Below are 19,313 nucleotides of genomic sequence, written 5' to 3'. Positions count from 1 at the left end.
TTTAATTTTCAAAGACCATTTGATTTTCATCAATCTACCGACTGACTACTTTTTAAATTTTATCACCATCATTTTGTTATGTCAATAACTTTTTAAACTTTTTTAAAACTTTTTTTTGTTTAAATCCATCTTTAAAGTTATCTAGATTTGAACTTTGAAGTTCGCATCACTTAGTGACGAGATTTATAATATCATAGGGTTGGCTTTCTCTTCTTAGCTTATGTGATTATATATAAAAATTATCCTTTATTTTCTCTAAATTTCTTATTTTTTCTCTAATTTACATGTATTGATACACTTGGTTAAGTTTTTTTAATTTATTTATGCTGTGGCCTATTTTACTAATTAATTATATGTTTTTCATCAGCAAAATCTCATAAACCACTCCGAGTATATAGATTTAGAACAAATAGTTACCTATATAAATTGAAAACTAGTTACCTATTTAACTAGTTACCTATATAACTAGTTAAATAGTTGTTCTATCCATGCGGGTTTCAAGGAGATTTACCATTTGTATAACCAGATTACAAGAGATATTAAAATGTGAAGTACAACAATGTGTCATTATTACTTATAACTAGCCTAACAAGCTAATATAATCTTCTTATAGTATACTTTATAATTCAATTGACATTATGATTAAAAAAGCAAATTCCTAGAAAACAGTAAATCAAAACTGCGTTCTAGGAATATATCTTTCTATTATTAAGTTAATATAAAGTATTATGGATATATATTTTTTAATAATGTTCTATTACTTTAAATTCTTAACCACTTCTTTAAACCTATTTCCTCTAATCTCAAAGTTTTCAAACATATCAAAGCTTGTGCATGCCGGAGCTAATGCTACTATGTCTCCACTTACTGATATTTCTACTGCCTTATTTACAGCTTCTTCTAACGTATCAACCATATGAATATCAACGTGGATACCTTTTTCATTTTTTAATTTGTCAAAAACTTTTTTAATTTGTTCCTTAGCTTCCCCAAGCAGAATCAATGATTTTATATATGGATATCCTTCATATGCTAATGATTCAAAAGGAACTTTTTTATCACGTCCTCCAGCAATTAATACTACCGGTTTTTCAAAAGCTTTTATACCTGCTAATGTTCTAGTAGGACTTGAAGCTATAGAATTATTATAATATTCTACATCTCTATAGCTTCTTACAAATTCATTTCTATGTTCTACACCTTTAAAAGTAGTTGCGACTTCTCTCATATATTTTACATCCACATCATCCACTATCAAAGCAAAGGCTGCTAATAAATTTTCTATATTATACATACCTTTAAGCAATACTTCACTTTTATTACATACCTTTTTACCTCTAGCAAAAAGATCTCCATCTTTGTAATAAGCTCCATTTTCTATAACACTATTTCTACTAAAAGTATAAAGACGCCCATTTTCTTCCCCTTTAATATTTCTTGTAACATCATTATCTTCATTTAACACCAACAGGTTATCTTTATTTTGATATCTAAATATATTCTTTTTGGAATCTATATATTCTTGCAAATCTATATGCATATCTAAATGGTTAGGTGATAAATTTGTAATTAAAGCTACTTCTGGAGATGTATCCATAGTCATAAGTTGAAAACTTGATAATTCAAGAACGACCTTATCATCTGGTGATATTTCTTCTATTTTTGTGAATAATGGGGTACCTATATTCCCTCCAACCCAAGTTTTGAAACCTGCCGCACTTAAAATACTATATACTAAAGATGTAGTTGTTGTTTTTCCGTCGCTTCCTGTTATACCGTATACTTTAGCAGGACAATATCTTAAAAACTCCTCCATCTCAGATGTTATATATGCACCTTCATTTTGGGCTATAGTTAATTCTTTACTATCAATTCTCATGGATGGGGTTTTAAAGATAACATCAAAACCATGCAAATTAGATAGATATCCTTCTCCCAATTCAAATTTAACTCCTTTGTATTGATACTTGTCTACAACTTCTTTAAGTTTTTCTATATTCTTTTTATCAAATGCAGTTACTTTAGCTCCTAAACCAACAAGGAACTCTATAAGTGGTATATTGCTTACCCCTATTCCTACTACTGCTACATTTTTATCCTTAATAAACTTCTTAAACTCACTAAAATTTCTTTTCATTCTTATTCCTCCAGTACCGCCATATATTAGCTTACTTCTATACTATAATTATATCACTACATCAGACTTAAAAAAACTCTATGAAAAATACTTATTCTATTCATTGCAAAAACTCCCCTATTTTCTTTATTTTCGCCTATTTTCCCCTTCAATCCACTAACTTTCCAATGTTTTTTCAATTTAATTTATTATTTTTTTAAAAAAGCTATTGATATGAGTTTTTTAATATGATATAATCTGTTTGTGCCGTAAGTAAAGGTGTTAAAACTTTTCCCCAAAGGTTTAACATTGCACATAACATATCCCCATGATTAAACCCTATTTTTTACCGGATGCAAATCCGGTTATTTTTTTATCCATTTATATAAATCTCCATTAATGAACCCTTAAATACAATATCCATTTAAATTTTAGACTACAATACATTTTTTAAACACCCTTAATTTATCATATCAATATATTTTTTCTTTACATATTCAACTTGTTATATTCTTTACTATAAAATAACTCCAAGCAAATTAATGCCTAGAGCTATTTTAAATCTACATGGACTTCTATTAAAATTCCATTTTTTCTTCTATATAAGATACTAGATTACTTATTGGCATTCTTACTTGTTCCATAGTATCTCTATCCCTTACTGTAACACTCTCATCTTCTATAGTATCAAAGTCAATAGTAATACAGAATGGTGTTCCTATTTCATCTTCTCTTCTATATCTCTTTCCTATACTTCCAGCCTCATCATAATCTACATTAAACTTTTTAGATAATATTCCATACACATCAAGAGCCTTTTCACTTAATTTCTTACTAAGTGGAAGTACCGCAGCCTTAAATGGTGCTAATGCTGGATGAAGATGCATCACTGTTCTAACATCTCCGCCTTCTAGTTCTTCTTCATCATAAGCTTCACACAAGAATGCTAATGCAACTCTATCAGCTCCTAATGATGGTTCTATACAGTATGGTACATATTTCTCATTAGTAGTTGGATCTAGATAAGATAGCTCTTCTCCTGAATGTTCCATGTGTCTTTTTAAGTCATAGTCTGTTCTATCAGCTATTCCCCAAAGCTCACCCCATCCAAATGGGAATAAAAACTCTATGTCACAAGTAGCATTACTATAGAATGATAGTTCTTCTTTTTCATGATCTCTAAACCTTAGATTTTCCTTACCCATTCCTAAGTTAAATAAGAAATTCTTACAATATTCCTTCCAATATTCAAACCACTCTAAGTCAGTTCCTGGCTTACAGAAAAATTCAAGTTCCATTTGCTCAAACTCCCTTGTTCTAAAGGTAAAGTTACCTGGAGTAATTTCATTCCTGAAAGATTTACCTATTTGAGCTATTCCAAAAGGTACTTTCTTTCTTGATGTTCTTTGAGCATTTTTAAAGTTTACAAAAATACCTTGAGCTGTTTCTGGTCTTAAATATATTTCATTTTTACTGTCTTCAGTTATGCCTTGGAAAGTTTTAAACATAAGGTTAAACTTTCTTATATCTGTATAATTCATTTTCCCACACTTTGGACAAACCACATTGTGTTTTTCAATATATTCTTTATACTCTTCATTAGTCCATCCATCAGCTACAGCTACTTCTACTCCTTCTGAAACCATATGATCTTCAACTAACTTATCAGCTCTAAATCTAGCCTTACATTCTTTACAATCCATTAACGGATCAGAGAATCCACCTACATGACCTGTGGCTACCCAAACTTCTGGATTCATCAATATAGCACAATCCAAACCTATATTATAAGGATTTTCTTGAACAAACTTTTTCCACCATGCTTTTTTAACGTTATTTTTAAATTCCACACCTAAAGGACCATAATCCCATGAATTTGCAAGCCCTCCATAAATTTCAGACCCAGAAAATATAAATCCTCTATTTTTACATAAAGCTACCATTTTATCCATAGTTAATTCTTTTGCCATGTTCATTACCTCCATCAATGTTTTTTTATTATTAATTGCAATTAACAAATTAATATTTGTAAATAAAAAAGCTTTAACCAATTAAGGGACGAAATTAATCCGCGGTTCCACCCTTATTAGCTAAAGCTCATCTTTAAAATTTATCACTAACTCAAAAGCTCCCTTCATAATATTGATTTAATGATTTACACCCACCATCATCTCTCTTTAAAATCTTTATTACTACTTTTCTTTATCATCGTTATTATTCAGTTTTTAATATTATTATCCTCACATCATATTATAATTCAAAATAAAATTAAAATATAAACATTATTTTGTTATATTGTTTACTATAACAAAATAAGCCGACTTAAAAGCCCGCCGTAAGTTATCTTATAAAAAAATGGCTCCGCGAAGAGGATTCGAACCTCCAACCTATCGGTTAACAGCCGAGTGCTCCACCGTTGAGCTATCGCGGAATATTTAATTCATATTTAGATTATAGCACATTTAATGTAAATTTCAACACTATTTTATAAAATTTAAAAAATAATTTCTTTAACTTACATTATATGAATACTTTAATATTTTATCCAGAAATCTTTTTAATATGCAATAATTATTTAATATATATTTACTAATATTATATATTAAATTAGTACCTTAACATTTTACCCAAAAATTATTTTAATATGCAATAATTTTTGGGTAAAATTAATTTTAAAATTATATGTTATTAATTATATTATTGTAGAGGTTTCATTGTTGGGAATAGTATAACATCCCTGATAGATACTGAATCAGTTAAGAACATTACTATTCTATCTATACCAATTCCAAGTCCACCTGTTGGAGGCATTCCTACCTCAAGAGCACTCATGAATTCCTCATCAATTAGATAAGCTTCATCATCTCCAAGCTCTCTTTCTTTTGCTTGTTGTTCAAATCTTTGTCTTTGAACTATAGGATCATTTAGTTCTGAATAAGCATTACAAACTTCTCTACCATATACAAACCCTTCAAATCTCTCAGTAAATGCTTCATTTCCACGTTTTTTCTTAGTTAATGGTGATATTTCTACTGGATAATCACAAAGGAATGTTGGTTGAATTAAATGTTCTTCGGCATATTCTTCAAATAAACCATTTAATATATCTGCCTTTGTACAATCTTTTAATTCCTTTATAAATTCTAAGTGTTTTTCTTTTGCAATTTGTCTAGCTTCTTCATCTGTCTTAATTTCATTGAAGTCTACATCTGCATATTCCTTTACAGCATCAATCATAGTAATTCTTCTCCATGGTGGTGTAAAGTCTATTTCAGTTCCTTGATAATTTACTTTAGTGCTACCATGAACCTTCTCACAAGCATATGCAACTAATTCTTCTGTTATTTTCATCATATCATTATAATCAGCATAAGCTTCATATAATTCTATCATTGTAAATTCCGGATTGTGTCTTATGCTCATTCCTTCATTTCTGAAGTTTTTACCCATATCATATACTTTTTCAAGTCCACCAACTATACATCTTTTTAAGTATAATTCTGTAGCAATTCTTAAATACATATCTATATCTAAGGTATTATGATGAGTTACGAATGGTCTTGCAGCTGCTCCTCCAGCTATAGGAGATAAAATAGGAGTCTCCACTTCTAAGTATCCTCTATTATCTAAGAATTCTCTTACAGCTTTTATAATTTTTATTCTATTAATAAAAGTATCCTTTACATCTTTATTCATTACTAGGTCTACTTCTCTTTGTCTATATTTTAAATCTGGATTTTTAAGACCATGCCATTTTTCTGGAAGTGGTTTTAATGATTTAGAAATTAAAGTTACTTTGCTAGCTTTAACAGAAGTTTCTCCTGTCTTTGTTACAAATGGTATACCTGTAACTTCTAAAAAATCACCTATATCAAAAGTTTTCGCATCTTTAAACTGTTCTTCTCCAACCCTATCAAGTCTTATATATACTTGCATTTTACCAGATCTATCATGAATATCGCAGAATCCAGCTTTTCCTTGAATTCTTTTAGACATAAGTCTTCCTGCAATTGTAACTTCTGTTTCTTGAAGTTCTTCATAGTTATCCTTTATTTCTTGAGCCTCATGAGTTCTTTCAACCTTATATACGTCAAAAGGGTCTTTTCCTTGGGCTTGAAGATCAGCTAGCTTTTGTCTTCTTATCATTACTTGTTCATTATATTCAGCTTCTTGAGCTTGTAATTGTTCATTATCTACTACAATCTCTTGTGAATTATCATTGTTAACTTCTGTAGCCATAGAGCATTCCTCCTAGTTTTTCATTTATGATTATCTATTAATTTCCAACACCTTATACTTGCTAATTCCATCCGGAGTTGATACTTCTATAATATCTCCTGTTCTTTTCCCCATAAGAGCATTTCCAACAGGGGACTCATCTGAAATTTTATTTTCATAAGGGTCTACTTCAGCAGATCCAACAAGATAAAATTCTATTTCTTCATCAAATTCATAATCAAACACTTTCACACTTGTTCCTATACTAACTATATCTTTAGGTATTTCACTTTCATCTACCACCGATGCATTTCTTAGCATATTCTCAAGTTGTATAATTCTTCCCTCAACAAATGCTTGCTCATTCTTTGCTTCGTCATACTCTGAATTTTCACTTAAATCCCCATATCCTAAAGCAACCTTTATCTTTTCTGTTATTTCCTTTCTCTTAACGGTTTTTAAGTACTCTAGCTCATCTTCAAGCTTCTTTATTCCTTCGTAAGTCATCACGTATTTTTTAGCTTCGCTCATTTTTCTCTCCCCTTCAATCTTACTAAATAATTCTATATCATTATAAATACTCAATTGTATCATATATAGTCTCTATAATCTTTGATTAATTATAAAACAGCTGCAATTCCTTGTCAATAAAGGCATATTTATATTAAAAATACCACTTTTCATAATTTAATTTATATTTTTCTAATAAATCATACATTTCATCATAGGTTATAGCAGAGTTGATTTTTTCTTTAATTTCGGTACAATTTCTTAATCCCTTAATATACCATGCTATATGTTTTCTCATTTCTCTTACAGCCTTATTTTCATCAAAAAACTTTACAGCTCTATTCAAATGAGTCATGCACATATCTATTCTTTCTACATCAGTAGGCTTTACTATAGCATTACCGTCAATTCCTTGTTTTATCTCTTTAAATATCCAAGGATTCCCCATAGCACCTCTCGCTACCATTATACCATCACAATTAGTTTGTTTCCTCATATTTATAGCATCTTCTGCCTCAAAAATATCACCATTTCCAATGACCGGTATAGAAACAGCTTCCTTTACTTGCTTTATTATATCCCAATCCGCCTTACCTTCATACATTTGTTCTCTAGTTCTTCCATGCACCGTTATTGCATCTGCTCCTGCATCTTCTAAATATTTAGCAAACTCCACAGCATTTATGTTATTTGAATCAAAACCCTTTCTAAACTTTACTGTAATAGGCTTATTTGTAGACTTCTTCATTTCTTTAACAATTTCGCCGGCAAGCTTAGGATTTTTCATCAAAGCAGAACCTTCTCCGTTTTTGACTATCTTGGGTACTGGGCATCCCATGTTTACATCTATAATAGCAACTCCATCCATACTTTGAATAGACTCACAAGCAAATGCCATTATCTTTGGCTCACTTCCAAATATCTGTAATGCAACTGGCTTTTCTTCATCACTTATTCTCATAAGTGTTCCGGTATTTTTACTATTATAATATAACCCTTTTGCACTAACCATTTCTGTATAAACTAGTCCACATCCCATTTCTTTACATATACCTCTATAAGCTATATCCGTAACTCCTGCCATAGGAGCTAGAAATACAGGATTTTCGAAGCTTATATTTGAAATTTTCATTCTATCACCTATTCTCTGTTCTTCTCGTATATAATCCTAAGTCCTTCTAAAGTTAAGAATGGTTCAACTTTATCTATAGATTTTGATCCCTCAGCTATAAGATTAGCAAGACCTCCTGTAGCTATTACCATAGGATTTTCCTCACCTAATGCTATCATTTCCTCTTTAATTTTACTTACGATAAAATCAACTTGACCTATATAACCATATACAATACCTGCTTGCATACTAGCTACTGTATTTTTACAAATAACTGTTTCTGGTTTTATAAGCTCTACTCTTGGAAGTTTAGCAGCTCTTTGGAATAAAGCATCTGAAGATATTTTTATACCTGGCGATATAGTTCCACCTATATAATCTCCATTAGCAGCTACTGCACAAAAAGTAGTGGCAGTACCAAAATCTATAATAACTAATGGTTTTTTATACATTTCATGAGCTGCTACTGCATTAACTATTCTATCTGCTCCTACTTCTTTAGGATTATCATATTTTATATTTATTCCAGTTTTTATTCCCGGACCTACTACTAGAGGTTTTTTGTTAAAAAACTTTCTAACCATATGTTCTAGGGAATACATTATATTGGGAACTACTGATGAAATAATAACTCCTGATATATCGGTAACCTCTATCTTGTTGTAAGCAAAAAGCTGTGCTACTTCTATCATATATTCATCAGAAGTTTTTCTATTATCTGTAGATAATCTCCACTCAACTATTAATTCCTCATTCTTATAAATACCTAATACTATATTAGTATTTCCTACGTCTAATACGAATATCATAATCATGTCACCTCTATATAATTAAAAGCAGCTTTTAAGCTGCTTTTTAAATGTTCCTAATTATTATAACACATTTAACACTTTAACTATATAACTTAATTAACTTTTTTAAGTTAATACTACTTAATGTGTTAATGAATTTTATGTAATACCACTGTAGACTACTCTATTATGTTTTATATAAAATTATTACTATTTATTATATCCAACTCATCTTTAAAAATCTCATACAATTCTCCTTTTAATGTTCCATCATTGGAATTATTCATAATATTCAGATATAATTTTTTTAAATTTTCCTCTTTCTTGTTTATATAATTTCTTCTAATGTTTTTTTCATTTTCCTTACCATTGAACATTGGCCCCTACCTCCCAATAATATTTTTTAAAGTATTTACATGATTATTATGTCTTACAATAGAGTCCTGTACCTTGCTGTCAATGTCTTGAACAGGTATGTTTGTCAGATAACTTTTATAACTTTTAATAATCTCATTTTCTTTTTCAATTAGAGATTGAATCATTATACCCTTCATAATAATCGCCTCCTTTTTTTTATTATTATCAAATAAAAAAGGGTATATACCTTTATTTTAAAAGTACATACCTTTTTTATAAACTATTTACAATTTCACTTAATATTAAACTCCGAATAAAGTTAATAATACACCCGCTGCAACTGCACTTCCTATAACTCCAGATACATTTGCTCCCATAGCATTCATAAGTAAGAAGTTAGTAGGATCTTCCTTTTGACCTACAACTTGAGAAACTCTAGCTGCCATAGGTACTGCTGATACTCCAGCAGATCCAATTAATGGGTTTATCTTACCTTTAGTTAATTTACACATAATTTTCCCTATAATTACTCCTCCTGCTGTAGCTATAGCAAAGGAAGCTACTCCAATTATAACTATTCCTATGGTTTTAGGATTTATAAAAGCCTCAGCTGTTGCAGTTGCTCCAACAGAAAGTCCAAGGAATATAGTAACTATATTTACTAAGGCATTTTGTGCAGTATCTGAAAGTCTTCCAACTACACCAGACTCCTTAAATAAGTTACCAAGCATTAACATTCCTATTAATGGCAATAAGGATGGTAATAATAAAGTTACCATTATAGTTACAACTATAGGAAATACAATCTTTTCTATTTGCTTAACTTGTCTAAGTTGTCCCATTCTAATTCTACGCTCTTCTTTAGTTGTAAGGGCCTTCATTATTGGTGGTTGTATAAGTGGCACTAGTGCCATATATGAATATGCTGCCACTGCAATAGGTCCTAACAAATGTCCCGCTAGTTTATTAGTTAAGAATATAGCTGTAGGACCATCTGCTCCTCCTATAATTCCTATAGATGCAGCTTCTTGTGGTGTGAATCCAAAAAGAATAGCTACTCCAAAAGCAAAGAAAATACCAAATTGTGCCCCCGCTCCCATAAGTACACTAGATGGATTAGCAAGTAATGGACCAAAATCCGTCATTGCTCCTACCCCTAAGAATATAAGTGGAGGGAATATTTCCAACTTAACTCCTTTTGATAAGTAATATAACAATCCTCCTACTTCCTTACCTACAGGCTCGGCCATGATATTACCTAATGGTATGTTAGTAAGTAACATACCAAAGGCTATAGGTAATAACAAAAGAGGTTCAAATTTTTTACCAATTGCTAACCATATGAAAACCAAAGATACTCCTATCATTACAGCTTGTTGCCATGTTAAGGCAGCAAACCCAGAAGAGGCAATCAAATCCTTAATTACTTCAAAAACATTCATTTAAGTTGACCTCCTATTATCCAATAACAGCTAATATATCTCCAGTATTAACTGCGGCTCCTTGTGTTACATTTATCTCTACTACAGTTCCATCTACTGGAGCCATTATTTCATTCTCCATCTTCATAGCTTCAAGCACAAAGAGAACTTCTCCTTGTTTAACTGTTGCACCTTTAGTTGCAAGCACCTTAACTATTGTTCCTGGCATTGGTGATTCTACCTTTGCACCATCTGCTGTTGATGCTACTGGTGATGCAGCTGGTGCTTGTGCTGGAGTTGATGCTACCGCTGGAGCTACCGGTTGTGCTGGTTGCGCTGGTTGCGCTGGTGCTATTGGTGAAATTGGTGCTACTGGTGTAGCAAATTCACCCTTTACCTCTTCTACTTCTACTTGATATAAATTTCCATTAACTGTAACATTGTACTTTTTCATATGAAATATCCTCCTAACAATGCTTCTATTTAATAGAAGCACTTCTCCAACTTGAATTATTATTAATCCTTTTTATACTCTTTATATTTAGCTCATCTAGTGGTTTACCAGTATGAGCAGATAGTGATGCCATTATAGCTGCCACTAACTCATATTCTTTATTAATATCTACTGCTTGCACAGTGTTATCAACTTCACTTACCGTAATTGATTCTTCCTTAGGCTCATCATTAGTATTGGATTTCTTTTTATAATCTCTTCCTAATAAAAAGCTCTGTAACTTAATTATTAGCATAAGTGCTATTAATACTCCAAACACTATTATCATAGCAATGGCAGCTACACCTAATGCAAAGGATAAATTATCTAGAGTGAAGTTTCTGAATAATGTTTCTTTCATATTTTACTCCTCCTAAACTAGTGTACTACCATGTGTTTTAGGATATTTTAATTCTCTTTTACTTTGTAACATATCTAGCATAGCAAATATCCTTTGCTTGCTTTCGCTTGGTTTTATTACATCATCTATAATTCCCATTTTAGCTAAATTATATGGACTTGTTACTTCATCATAATATTTAGCAATTACATCTTTTTCCCCTTGTTTATGATCCTCTGAGTTAAATATCTCATCTCTGTGTAATCCTTTTATATATTCTTCTGGATTTGTTAAACATACCTTTGCTGTTGGCCAAGCTATTGTAACATCAAAAGCTGATTCTCTTGAAGCTAACACTTCATATCCAAGGCCATATGCTTCTCCAATAACTAAAGAAACCTTTGGAACTGAAGCATCAATTAACGAATACATAAGCTTTCCTATATTTTTAGCAAGTCCATTATTTTCTTCTTCTAAAGAAACTGATGCTCCTTTAGTATCTACTAAGCTTAAAATTGATACGTTGAAACTGTCACATAATTTCACAAAACTTGCAACTTTATTTGCTCCTAAATTATCAATTTCTTTATTATTAGAGTTTAATATAACTCCAACTGTCAAACCGTTAATTTTCCCCAGTACAGTTCTAAAGTTTGTAGCAAATCCTCTATATATCTCTATAATACTATCTACATCAGTTATATTATTTAAAATTTCATCTAAGGAATAATTGTCCTTTGCAACCATTTCATCAAGATCTAGCTTACTTATATTTAAATTTAAATCTTCATCACTAACAGTAGGTAATTCTAAATTATTTGATGGCATATAAGAAATTATATTTCTCACAACTTGGAATGCTTCATTTTCAGTAGCAGTATTTATATGCGCATTACTATTTTTATTAGCACTTACTCCATTGCTCACCATTGATTTATCCACATATTTACCTTCTTTTTCAGTAAGCTTCCCTAAAGAAGATACACTTAAATCGCTTATTTCATCTACAGCAACCACTACATCACTCATTGTACCAATCAATGATGTTATCCCATTACAAGGACCACAAATAATTGATATTCTTGGAACTACACCACTTAACTTAGCATACTTATTTAAAACTAATCCATAGGAACCAAGTAATTCTATTCCTTCATTTAATTTTCCACCTATGGAATCAATAACTTGAACTACAGGAGCACCTATTTTAGCAGCATTATCAAGAATATTTATTATTTTTCTTCCCATAGCTTTTGTAAAAGTTCCACCTTCAACTGTATAGTCACAACTATATATAAATACTAGTCTACCATTTACAGTTCCGTGACCAGTAATTACACCGGCTCCATTGTCTGAAACAAGAGCACCAATTTCTACAAATGTTCCTTCATCTAATAATGCAAGAACTCTTTCTCTCGCTGTAAGTTTATTTAGGTTGTGTTGCATTTGCAATTGACTATCTCCACCACCTAAATGTGATGTCTCTTTAAGCGAATTAAACACTTCAAGTTTATTCATTTTACTGCCTCCTGACATATTAACTTTACCGTATATAATAATAACACATTTAACACCATTTGTATATATTCATTGCAAGTTTTAATTCATTTTTCTGTGAATTTCTTATTTAAAAATTTCTACAATTTAGATAATCTTAGTTATAGTATTCTGTTTAAATAAATTTTAATTCCTCTCTATTAAAATTTATAAAAAAAACTAATCCTATGAAAATCATAGGATTAGTAAATAAATTTTAATTTTTAATTATATCTGATTAATTGGTAAGCTAATTAATATATAATCTAATTTAAATTTAAAGAATTTAGAATAGACCTTCTATAGTTCCATCTTCATGAATATCTATTTTATTTGCAGCAGGAACCTTTGGAAGTCCTGGCATAGTCATTATAGTTCCTGTTAAAGCAACTATAAAACCTGCTCCATTTGATAATTTAACTTCTTTTACAGATATATTGAATCCTGTTGGTCTTCCTAATAAAGCAGGATTGTCAGAAAGAGAATTTTGAGTTTTAGCTACACAGATAGGTACTTTGTGAAGTCCTAATTTTTCGATTTCACTAATCTGTTTTTTAGCCGATGCTGTAAACTCAACATCATCTGCTCCATAAATTTCCCTTGCAATAACTTTTATTTTTTCTTTAATATCTAATTCTTCATTATATAAAACTTGGAACTTACTTTCTTTATTTTCAATAGTTGAAATAACTTTATTAGCTAAGTCTTTTCCACCTTCTGCTCCTTTTTCCCAAACTTCGGTCAAAGATACTTCTACACCCTTAGCTTTACAGAACTCTTCTATGAACTTAACTTCTTCATCACTATCTGATATGAATTTGTTTATAGCCACAACTACTGGAACATTAAATTTTTGTATGTTTTCTATTTGTTTCTCTAAATTCACAACACCTCTAGATAATGCTTCTACATTTGGAATATTTAATTCATCTTTTTTAACTCCACCATGATGTTTTAATGCACGAATTGTTGCAACTATAACTACGCAGTTTGGTTTTAATCCTCCATACCTACATTTAATATCAAAGAATTTCTCTGCTCCTAAATCTGCGCCAAATCCTGCTTCAGTAATAGCATAATCTCCTAACTTTAATGCCATTTTAGTTGCAAGTATACTGTTACAACCATGAGCAATATTGGCAAAGGGCCCTCCATGAATTATTGCTGGCGTATTATCTAATGTTTGTACTAGATTAGGTTTTATAGCATCTTTCATTAGCATAGCCATTGCACCTTGAACTTTTAAATCCTTACAATATATTGGATTTCCATCAAGGTCATATGCCACAAGTATTTTTCCAAATCTCTCCTTAAGATCCATAAGATTGCTAGATAAACATAGTATTGCCATAATTTCAGATGCAACAGTAATTGTGAATCCATCTTCCCTTAAAAATCCATTCGGCTTGCCACCCATACCAACTACTATATCTCTAAGAGCTCTATCATTCATATCTAAAACTCTTTTAAATATAATTCTTCTTGAATCTATTCTAAGTTCATTTCCTTGATGAATATGATTATCTATAGCTGCTGATAACAAATTGTTTGTTGTTGTAATAGCATGCATATCTCCTGTGAAATGAAGATTTATATCTTCCATTGGTACTACTTGAGCGTATCCGCCACCTGCAGCACCTCCCTTAACTCCAAAAACTGGCCCTAATGAAGGCTCTCTTAATGCTATAACAGCATTTTGGCCTAAACTGCAAAGTGCTTGACCAAGTCCTATAGTTACTGTAGATTTTCCTTCTCCTGCTGGAGTTGGATTAATTGCTGTAACTAATATAAGTTTCCCATCATCCTTATCTTTTCTATTTGCAAGAACATCTAGGGATATCTTTGCTTTATACTTTCCATAAAGATCTAAATCATTTTCAGTTAAACCTAAGGTTTTTCCTACCTCTAAAATTGGTATCATCTTTGAACTTTGAGCAATTTCAATATCAGTTTTCATAAATTAACCTCCCAAGTATTATATTTATTTGTATTATTTTTTCAAAATTCAGAAATAAATTAAGCTATGATAACTATAAATATAGTTGTCTCAATAGTTTCTTCAATACACTTCCATTTTCAAGTTCATTATAACATAATTACTTTTATAAAAAAAGCACAGCAATAGCTGTGCTTTTAAAACAATGTATTAACTTTCTTTATATGTGTTACTCTCATTATTTGAAACTTCTTCTATCTGATTTTCATCTGTTGACACTTCATCATTAAGAGCTTCTACATTCCAATCCTTAAACTTATCATTAGAACTAATACTATTTTCTTCTACAGGAATATCATTTTCCTCTTTTGGAGAATCTACCACTACTTTTTCCGCATCAAATTCTGCAAGAGTTTTTCCTTCCATTATTGCATTAAATTCTTCCGCGGTAAGTTTTTCTCTTTCAAGTAGAGCTTTTGCAACATCATGAAGTTTATCTATATTTTCTTTAAGAATAGTTTCTGTTCTCTCATAAGCCTCATCAATTAAAGCTTTAATTTCTCTATCTATCTTAGATGCAACCTCTTCAGAGAAATCTCTTGTTCTTCCAAAGTCTCTTCCCATGAATACTTCACCATCATCTTTACCAAAAGATATAGGCCCTAGAGCATCTGTCATACCATATTCCATAACCATCTTCTTAGCTATTGATGTAGTTCTATCTATATCATTTTTTGCTCCTGTACTTATGTCTCCAAGAATTAATGCTTCAGCAACTCTTCCACCTAAAAGACCAACCATATCATCTCTAAGTTTAGACTTAGATGTATATGCTGTATCTTCATTAGGTAGATGTAAAGTATATCCTCCTGCCATACCTCTTGGAATAATACTAATTTCATGCACAGCGTAAGAATTAGGTAAGTATTTAGATACTACTGCGTGACCAGCTTCATGATATGCAGTTAAATTCTTATCTTTCTCACTAATAACTCTAGATTTCTTTTCTGGTCCAGCCATTACTCTAGTTATAGACTCTTCTAACTCTTCCATAGTTATAACTTTTCTTCTAGCTCTAACAGTTAATAAAGCAGCTTCATTCATTAGATTTTCAAGGTCTGCCCCAGTAAATCCTGGTGTTCTCTTTGCAAGTATTTTTAATTCTACATCTTCATTTAAAGGTTTATTCTTAGAGTGAACCTTTAATATTTCTTCTCTTCCTTTAACATCAGGTACACCAACAACTATCTGTCTATCAAATCTACCTGGTCTTAAAAGAGCTGGGTCTAAAATATCTGGTCTATTTGTAGCAGCTACCATTATTATGCCTTCATTTACACCAAACCCATCCATTTCAACAAGAAGTTGGTTTAAGGTTTGCTCTCTTTCATCATGGCCTCCACCCATACCAGCACCTCTTTGTCTACCTACAGCATCAATTTCATCTATAAAGATTATACAAGGAGAGTTCTTTTTCGCTTGTTCAAATAAGTCTCTAACTCTTGAAGCTCCAACTCCCACAAACATTTCAACGAAATCTGATCCTGATATACTGAAAAACGGAACTCCAGCTTCTCCAGCTACTGCTTTTGCTAAAAGAGTTTTTCCTGTTCCTGGAGGACCAACTAATAGTACTCCTTTTGGAATTCTAGCTCCTACTTCCATATATCTCTTAGGATTTTTAAGAAAATCTACTATTTCTTCAAGCTCTTGCTTTTCTTCATCAGCTCCAGCTACATTTTTAAAGGTAACTTTTTTATCACCTTCTAAAGGTACAGCCATCTTAGCTTTACTCTTACCAAAGCTCATAACACCACGGCCGCCTCCGCCTCCGCTTCCACTAGATTGATTCATAAACATTACCCAAAATAACACTACCATTCCTATCACAAGAAGCGTAGGTAAAATTCTCATCCAAACTGGAACTGTAGCAGGTGGATCATATTTTTCATTCATATTAGGGTTTGGATTTTCTTTAAGTATTTGAGAATACCTAGATTGTAAAATATTTACATTGAATTCAGTACCATCACTTAATTTACCCCTTACTGATGTACCATCAGACGATGTTTGTATGGCTGATACTTGTTTTTGTTGCATATATTTTTCAAATTCTGTTACACTTATTTCTTTTAAAGTTCCTGTACTATCGAATAATGATAATGCAGAAAATATAACTAGTATTAATACTAAAAACCAAATTGTTGCACTAGAAATTTTTTTCATTTAAAGCCCCCCTCTCTCTACGGTTCAATATCACTAAAAATTCTATCATATGAGTTTTTCCTTTACAACATCAATAATATTAATTATTAATGAACTACTATTCTATTCTATTTTAAAAATAAATAAGATTATATCTATATAGTATAAAACTTTACTACTTCATATATACGTGTTCATCTAATATTCCTATATAAGGAAGATTCCTATAAATTTCAGCATAGTCAAGACCATATCCTACTAAGAAATAATCCGGAACATCAAAACCAAGATATTTAACATCTAGTTCTTCCTTTCTTCTTTCAGGTTTATTAAGTAAACAAGCTATTTCAAGGCTCCTTGGATTTCTAGCACCTAAGTATTTCATAAGATATTTAAGAGTTACTCCACTATCTATAATATCTTCTACTATCAACACATCCTTGCCTTTTATTTCAAAATCTAAATCCTTTATTATTTTTACTATTCCTGAAGATTGTGTAGCATCTCCATAGCTAGATACAGCCATAAAATCCATCTTGCAAGGTATAGTTATGTTTTTCATTAAATCAGACATAAACATTACTGAACCCTTTAGAATACCAAGTACAATTAAATCGCTCCCTGCATATTCCTTTGATATTTTAGCCCCTATTTCTTTAATTTTTTCTGTCAAAACCTCTTCAGTTAATAAAACTTCTTTAATGTCCTTATTCATGTTTTTCCTGCCTTTCCACACTTACTTCTATAATTTTTTTTACTCCTTCATGGATTTTAAATTTATCACTTATTTTATATCCTATTATCCATGAAATATCTTCATCAAAACAAAGCAGAGGCACAAAATCTCTTTCTTCTCTTGGAATCTTTAAGTCTATAAATATGTCCTTTAACTTCTTGCTACCTTTCATCCCAAAAGGAGAAAATCTATCCCCATTCCTTCTAAATCTTAATGTTATATGTTTTATATTAGTACCATTAAAATATTTTATGTTATCATTAGATTTAAAATTCATTTTTTTGTCACTATCTATATATCTTATGTATACTTTAAGTCCTAGCTCTTCAATATAATTATTACCCATATTAAGATTTATAATAGTATCTATATCAACTTTACATTGTTTTTTTTGCCTTGTTATTTCAATATTACCGTATACATTCTTGATTAATATTTCTTTTGGAACAATTGTAAACTTTCCTGTACCAGATTTTTGTAAGTTTATAATATTATCGATATGTATGCTTTGAATATTATTTATATCACCCTTGACTTCTAATAGAGCTTTTCTTATAACTCTACTTACTAAAGATGGATGAAGATAAAATGCATCTTTATATATTATAACCTTATCTTCTCCTATATCACAATATTTTTGAAAAACTTTGATTGCATTTTCTTGAATATAATCCTCATCACGTTTGATAAGTTCACACATTCTATTTAATGTTATAATTATATCTGAGTTAAAGTTTTGTTGTATATAAGGTATCAGCTCTAATCGGACCTTGTTTCTTGAATATATAGGCTCATAATTTGTTTGATCTATTCTAGCTGGAAGATTGTTTTCTTTACAGTAACCCTCGATTTCTTGTCTGCTCACATTTATTATTGGCCTTATATATACTTCATCTCTTACAGGTTTAATTCCTATAAGCCCTTCTATTCCAGTTCCTCTCATTAACCTCATTAGTACCGTTTCTGCTTGATCATTAAGATTATGAGCTAATGCAACTTTATTTGCATTAAGCTTTTTTAGAAGCTCTTCAAAAAATTCATATCTGGCATCCCTACCAGCCATCTCTGTGGAAATATTGTTTTCACAAGCTATGAAGTTTATATCTACAGACTTGCTAAAGAATTCAATTTGATTTTCTTTGCAAAACCTTCTACAAGTAGCTTCATCTTCATCTGATTCACTACCTCTTAACATATGATTCACATGAGCTGCATATAGTTTTATATTATAATCATCCATTAATGTAGATAAAACATGCAATAAACTTATAGAGTCAGGACCTCCAGATAATGCAACTATAACTTTGTCTCCTTTATTCAACATTCTATTTTGTTCAATAGTTTTAATAACTTGATTTCTCATACTATTATTATGTACTTTCGGCCACTCTTTATCTACCATAAAAACACTTCCTAAAAATATAGTTTTAAGTCATAATATCATAAATGTAAGAATTTTAAAACAAATATAATAAAAAAAAGAAGAAATGTTTACACACCTCTTCACTTTTTTTATTATAACCATTATAAATTAGCTATAATT

The 19,313-nt window shown here is 30.7% G+C and carries 16 protein-coding genes, 1 tRNA gene and 1 other annotated feature; all 17 genes read right to left on the bottom strand.

All coding sequences use genetic code 11. The features are described from left to right. Positions 1-757: 757 nt before the first annotated feature. Positions 758-2,137: a UDP-N-acetylmuramoyl-L-alanine--D-glutamate ligase gene (gene murD, locus B3J31_RS09705; protein ID WP_346873958.1), complete on the bottom strand. Its 1,380-nt coding sequence runs from the start codon at positions 2,135-2,137 to the stop codon at positions 758-760. Positions 2,138-2,694: 557 nt separating this feature from the next. Continuing rightward, positions 2,695-4,086 (bottom strand): glycine--tRNA ligase, encoded by a 1,392-nt coding sequence (locus tag B3J31_RS09700; protein WP_150841670.1) that lies wholly within the window; start codon positions 4,084-4,086, stop codon positions 2,695-2,697. A gap of 81 nt (positions 4,087-4,167) precedes the next feature. After that, positions 4,168-4,334, bottom strand: a binding site (T-box leader). 138 nt (positions 4,335-4,472) lie between these two features. Beyond that, a tRNA-Asn gene (locus B3J31_RS09695) sits at positions 4,473-4,547 on the bottom strand. Between the two features lie 266 nt (positions 4,548-4,813). Next, a complete protein-coding gene (gene lysS / locus B3J31_RS09690; protein WP_150841669.1) occupies positions 4,814-6,355 on the bottom strand; it encodes a lysine--tRNA ligase in 1,542 nt (513 codons plus the stop codon). Positions 6,356-6,385: 30 nt separating this feature from the next. Next, complete coding sequence (gene greA / locus B3J31_RS09685; RefSeq protein WP_150841668.1) at positions 6,386-6,865, bottom strand: transcription elongation factor GreA; 480 nt, start codon at positions 6,863-6,865, stop codon at positions 6,386-6,388. A 133-nt stretch (positions 6,866-6,998) separates the two neighbouring features. Further along, a complete protein-coding gene (gene dusB, locus B3J31_RS09680; protein ID WP_150841667.1) occupies positions 6,999-7,976 on the bottom strand; it encodes a tRNA dihydrouridine synthase DusB in 978 nt (325 codons plus the stop codon). An 8-nt stretch (positions 7,977-7,984) separates the two neighbouring features. After that, complete coding sequence (locus B3J31_RS09675; RefSeq protein WP_150841666.1) at positions 7,985-8,764, bottom strand: type III pantothenate kinase; 780 nt, start codon at positions 8,762-8,764, stop codon at positions 7,985-7,987. 176 nt (positions 8,765-8,940) lie between these two features. Then, complete coding sequence (locus B3J31_RS09670) at positions 8,941-9,123, bottom strand: hypothetical protein (protein ID WP_150841665.1); 183 nt, start codon at positions 9,121-9,123, stop codon at positions 8,941-8,943. A gap of 6 nt (positions 9,124-9,129) precedes the next feature. Continuing rightward, a complete protein-coding gene (locus B3J31_RS09665) occupies positions 9,130-9,300 on the bottom strand; it encodes a hypothetical protein (protein ID WP_167402721.1) in 171 nt (56 codons plus the stop codon). Between the two features lie 105 nt (positions 9,301-9,405). Further along, positions 9,406-10,545: a sodium ion-translocating decarboxylase subunit beta gene (locus B3J31_RS09660; protein ID WP_150841664.1), complete on the bottom strand. Its 1,140-nt coding sequence runs from the start codon at positions 10,543-10,545 to the stop codon at positions 9,406-9,408. 16 nt (positions 10,546-10,561) lie between these two features. Next, positions 10,562-10,978: a biotin/lipoyl-containing protein gene (locus B3J31_RS09655; protein WP_150841663.1), complete on the bottom strand. Its 417-nt coding sequence runs from the start codon at positions 10,976-10,978 to the stop codon at positions 10,562-10,564. A 25-nt stretch (positions 10,979-11,003) separates the two neighbouring features. Further along, the gene (locus B3J31_RS09650; protein WP_150841662.1) at positions 11,004-11,378 is read right to left on the bottom strand and encodes an OadG family transporter subunit; all 375 of its coding nucleotides are present in this window, start codon (positions 11,376-11,378) and stop codon (positions 11,004-11,006) included. Between the two features lie 12 nt (positions 11,379-11,390). Continuing rightward, positions 11,391-12,875 (bottom strand): carboxyl transferase domain-containing protein, encoded by a 1,485-nt coding sequence (locus B3J31_RS09645; protein WP_346867484.1) that lies wholly within the window; start codon positions 12,873-12,875, stop codon positions 11,391-11,393. Positions 12,876-13,179: 304 nt separating this feature from the next. Then, positions 13,180-14,850, bottom strand: a complete 1,671-nt coding sequence (locus B3J31_RS09640) for a formate--tetrahydrofolate ligase (RefSeq protein ID WP_150841660.1) — start codon at positions 14,848-14,850, stop codon at positions 13,180-13,182. A 189-nt stretch (positions 14,851-15,039) separates the two neighbouring features. Then, positions 15,040-17,055, bottom strand: a complete 2,016-nt coding sequence (gene ftsH, locus B3J31_RS09635; protein WP_150841659.1) for an ATP-dependent zinc metalloprotease FtsH — start codon at positions 17,053-17,055, stop codon at positions 15,040-15,042. A 154-nt stretch (positions 17,056-17,209) separates the two neighbouring features. Next, complete coding sequence (gene hpt, locus B3J31_RS09630) at positions 17,210-17,749, bottom strand: hypoxanthine phosphoribosyltransferase (protein WP_150841658.1); 540 nt, start codon at positions 17,747-17,749, stop codon at positions 17,210-17,212. Next, positions 17,742-19,172 (bottom strand): tRNA lysidine(34) synthetase TilS, encoded by a 1,431-nt coding sequence (gene tilS / locus B3J31_RS09625; protein ID WP_346867483.1) that lies wholly within the window; start codon positions 19,170-19,172, stop codon positions 17,742-17,744. The genes hpt and tilS overlap by 8 nt, the downstream gene beginning before the upstream one ends. Positions 19,173-19,313 lie beyond the last annotated feature (141 nt).

Source organism: Clostridium sp. UBA5988, from assembly GCF_002435615.1.
Lineage (GTDB): Bacteria > Bacillota > Clostridia > Clostridiales > Clostridiaceae > Clostridium_J > Clostridium_J sulfidigenes.
Note: the sequence above shows the minus strand (reverse complement) of the source record. Positions and strands in the feature narration are given on the sequence as shown.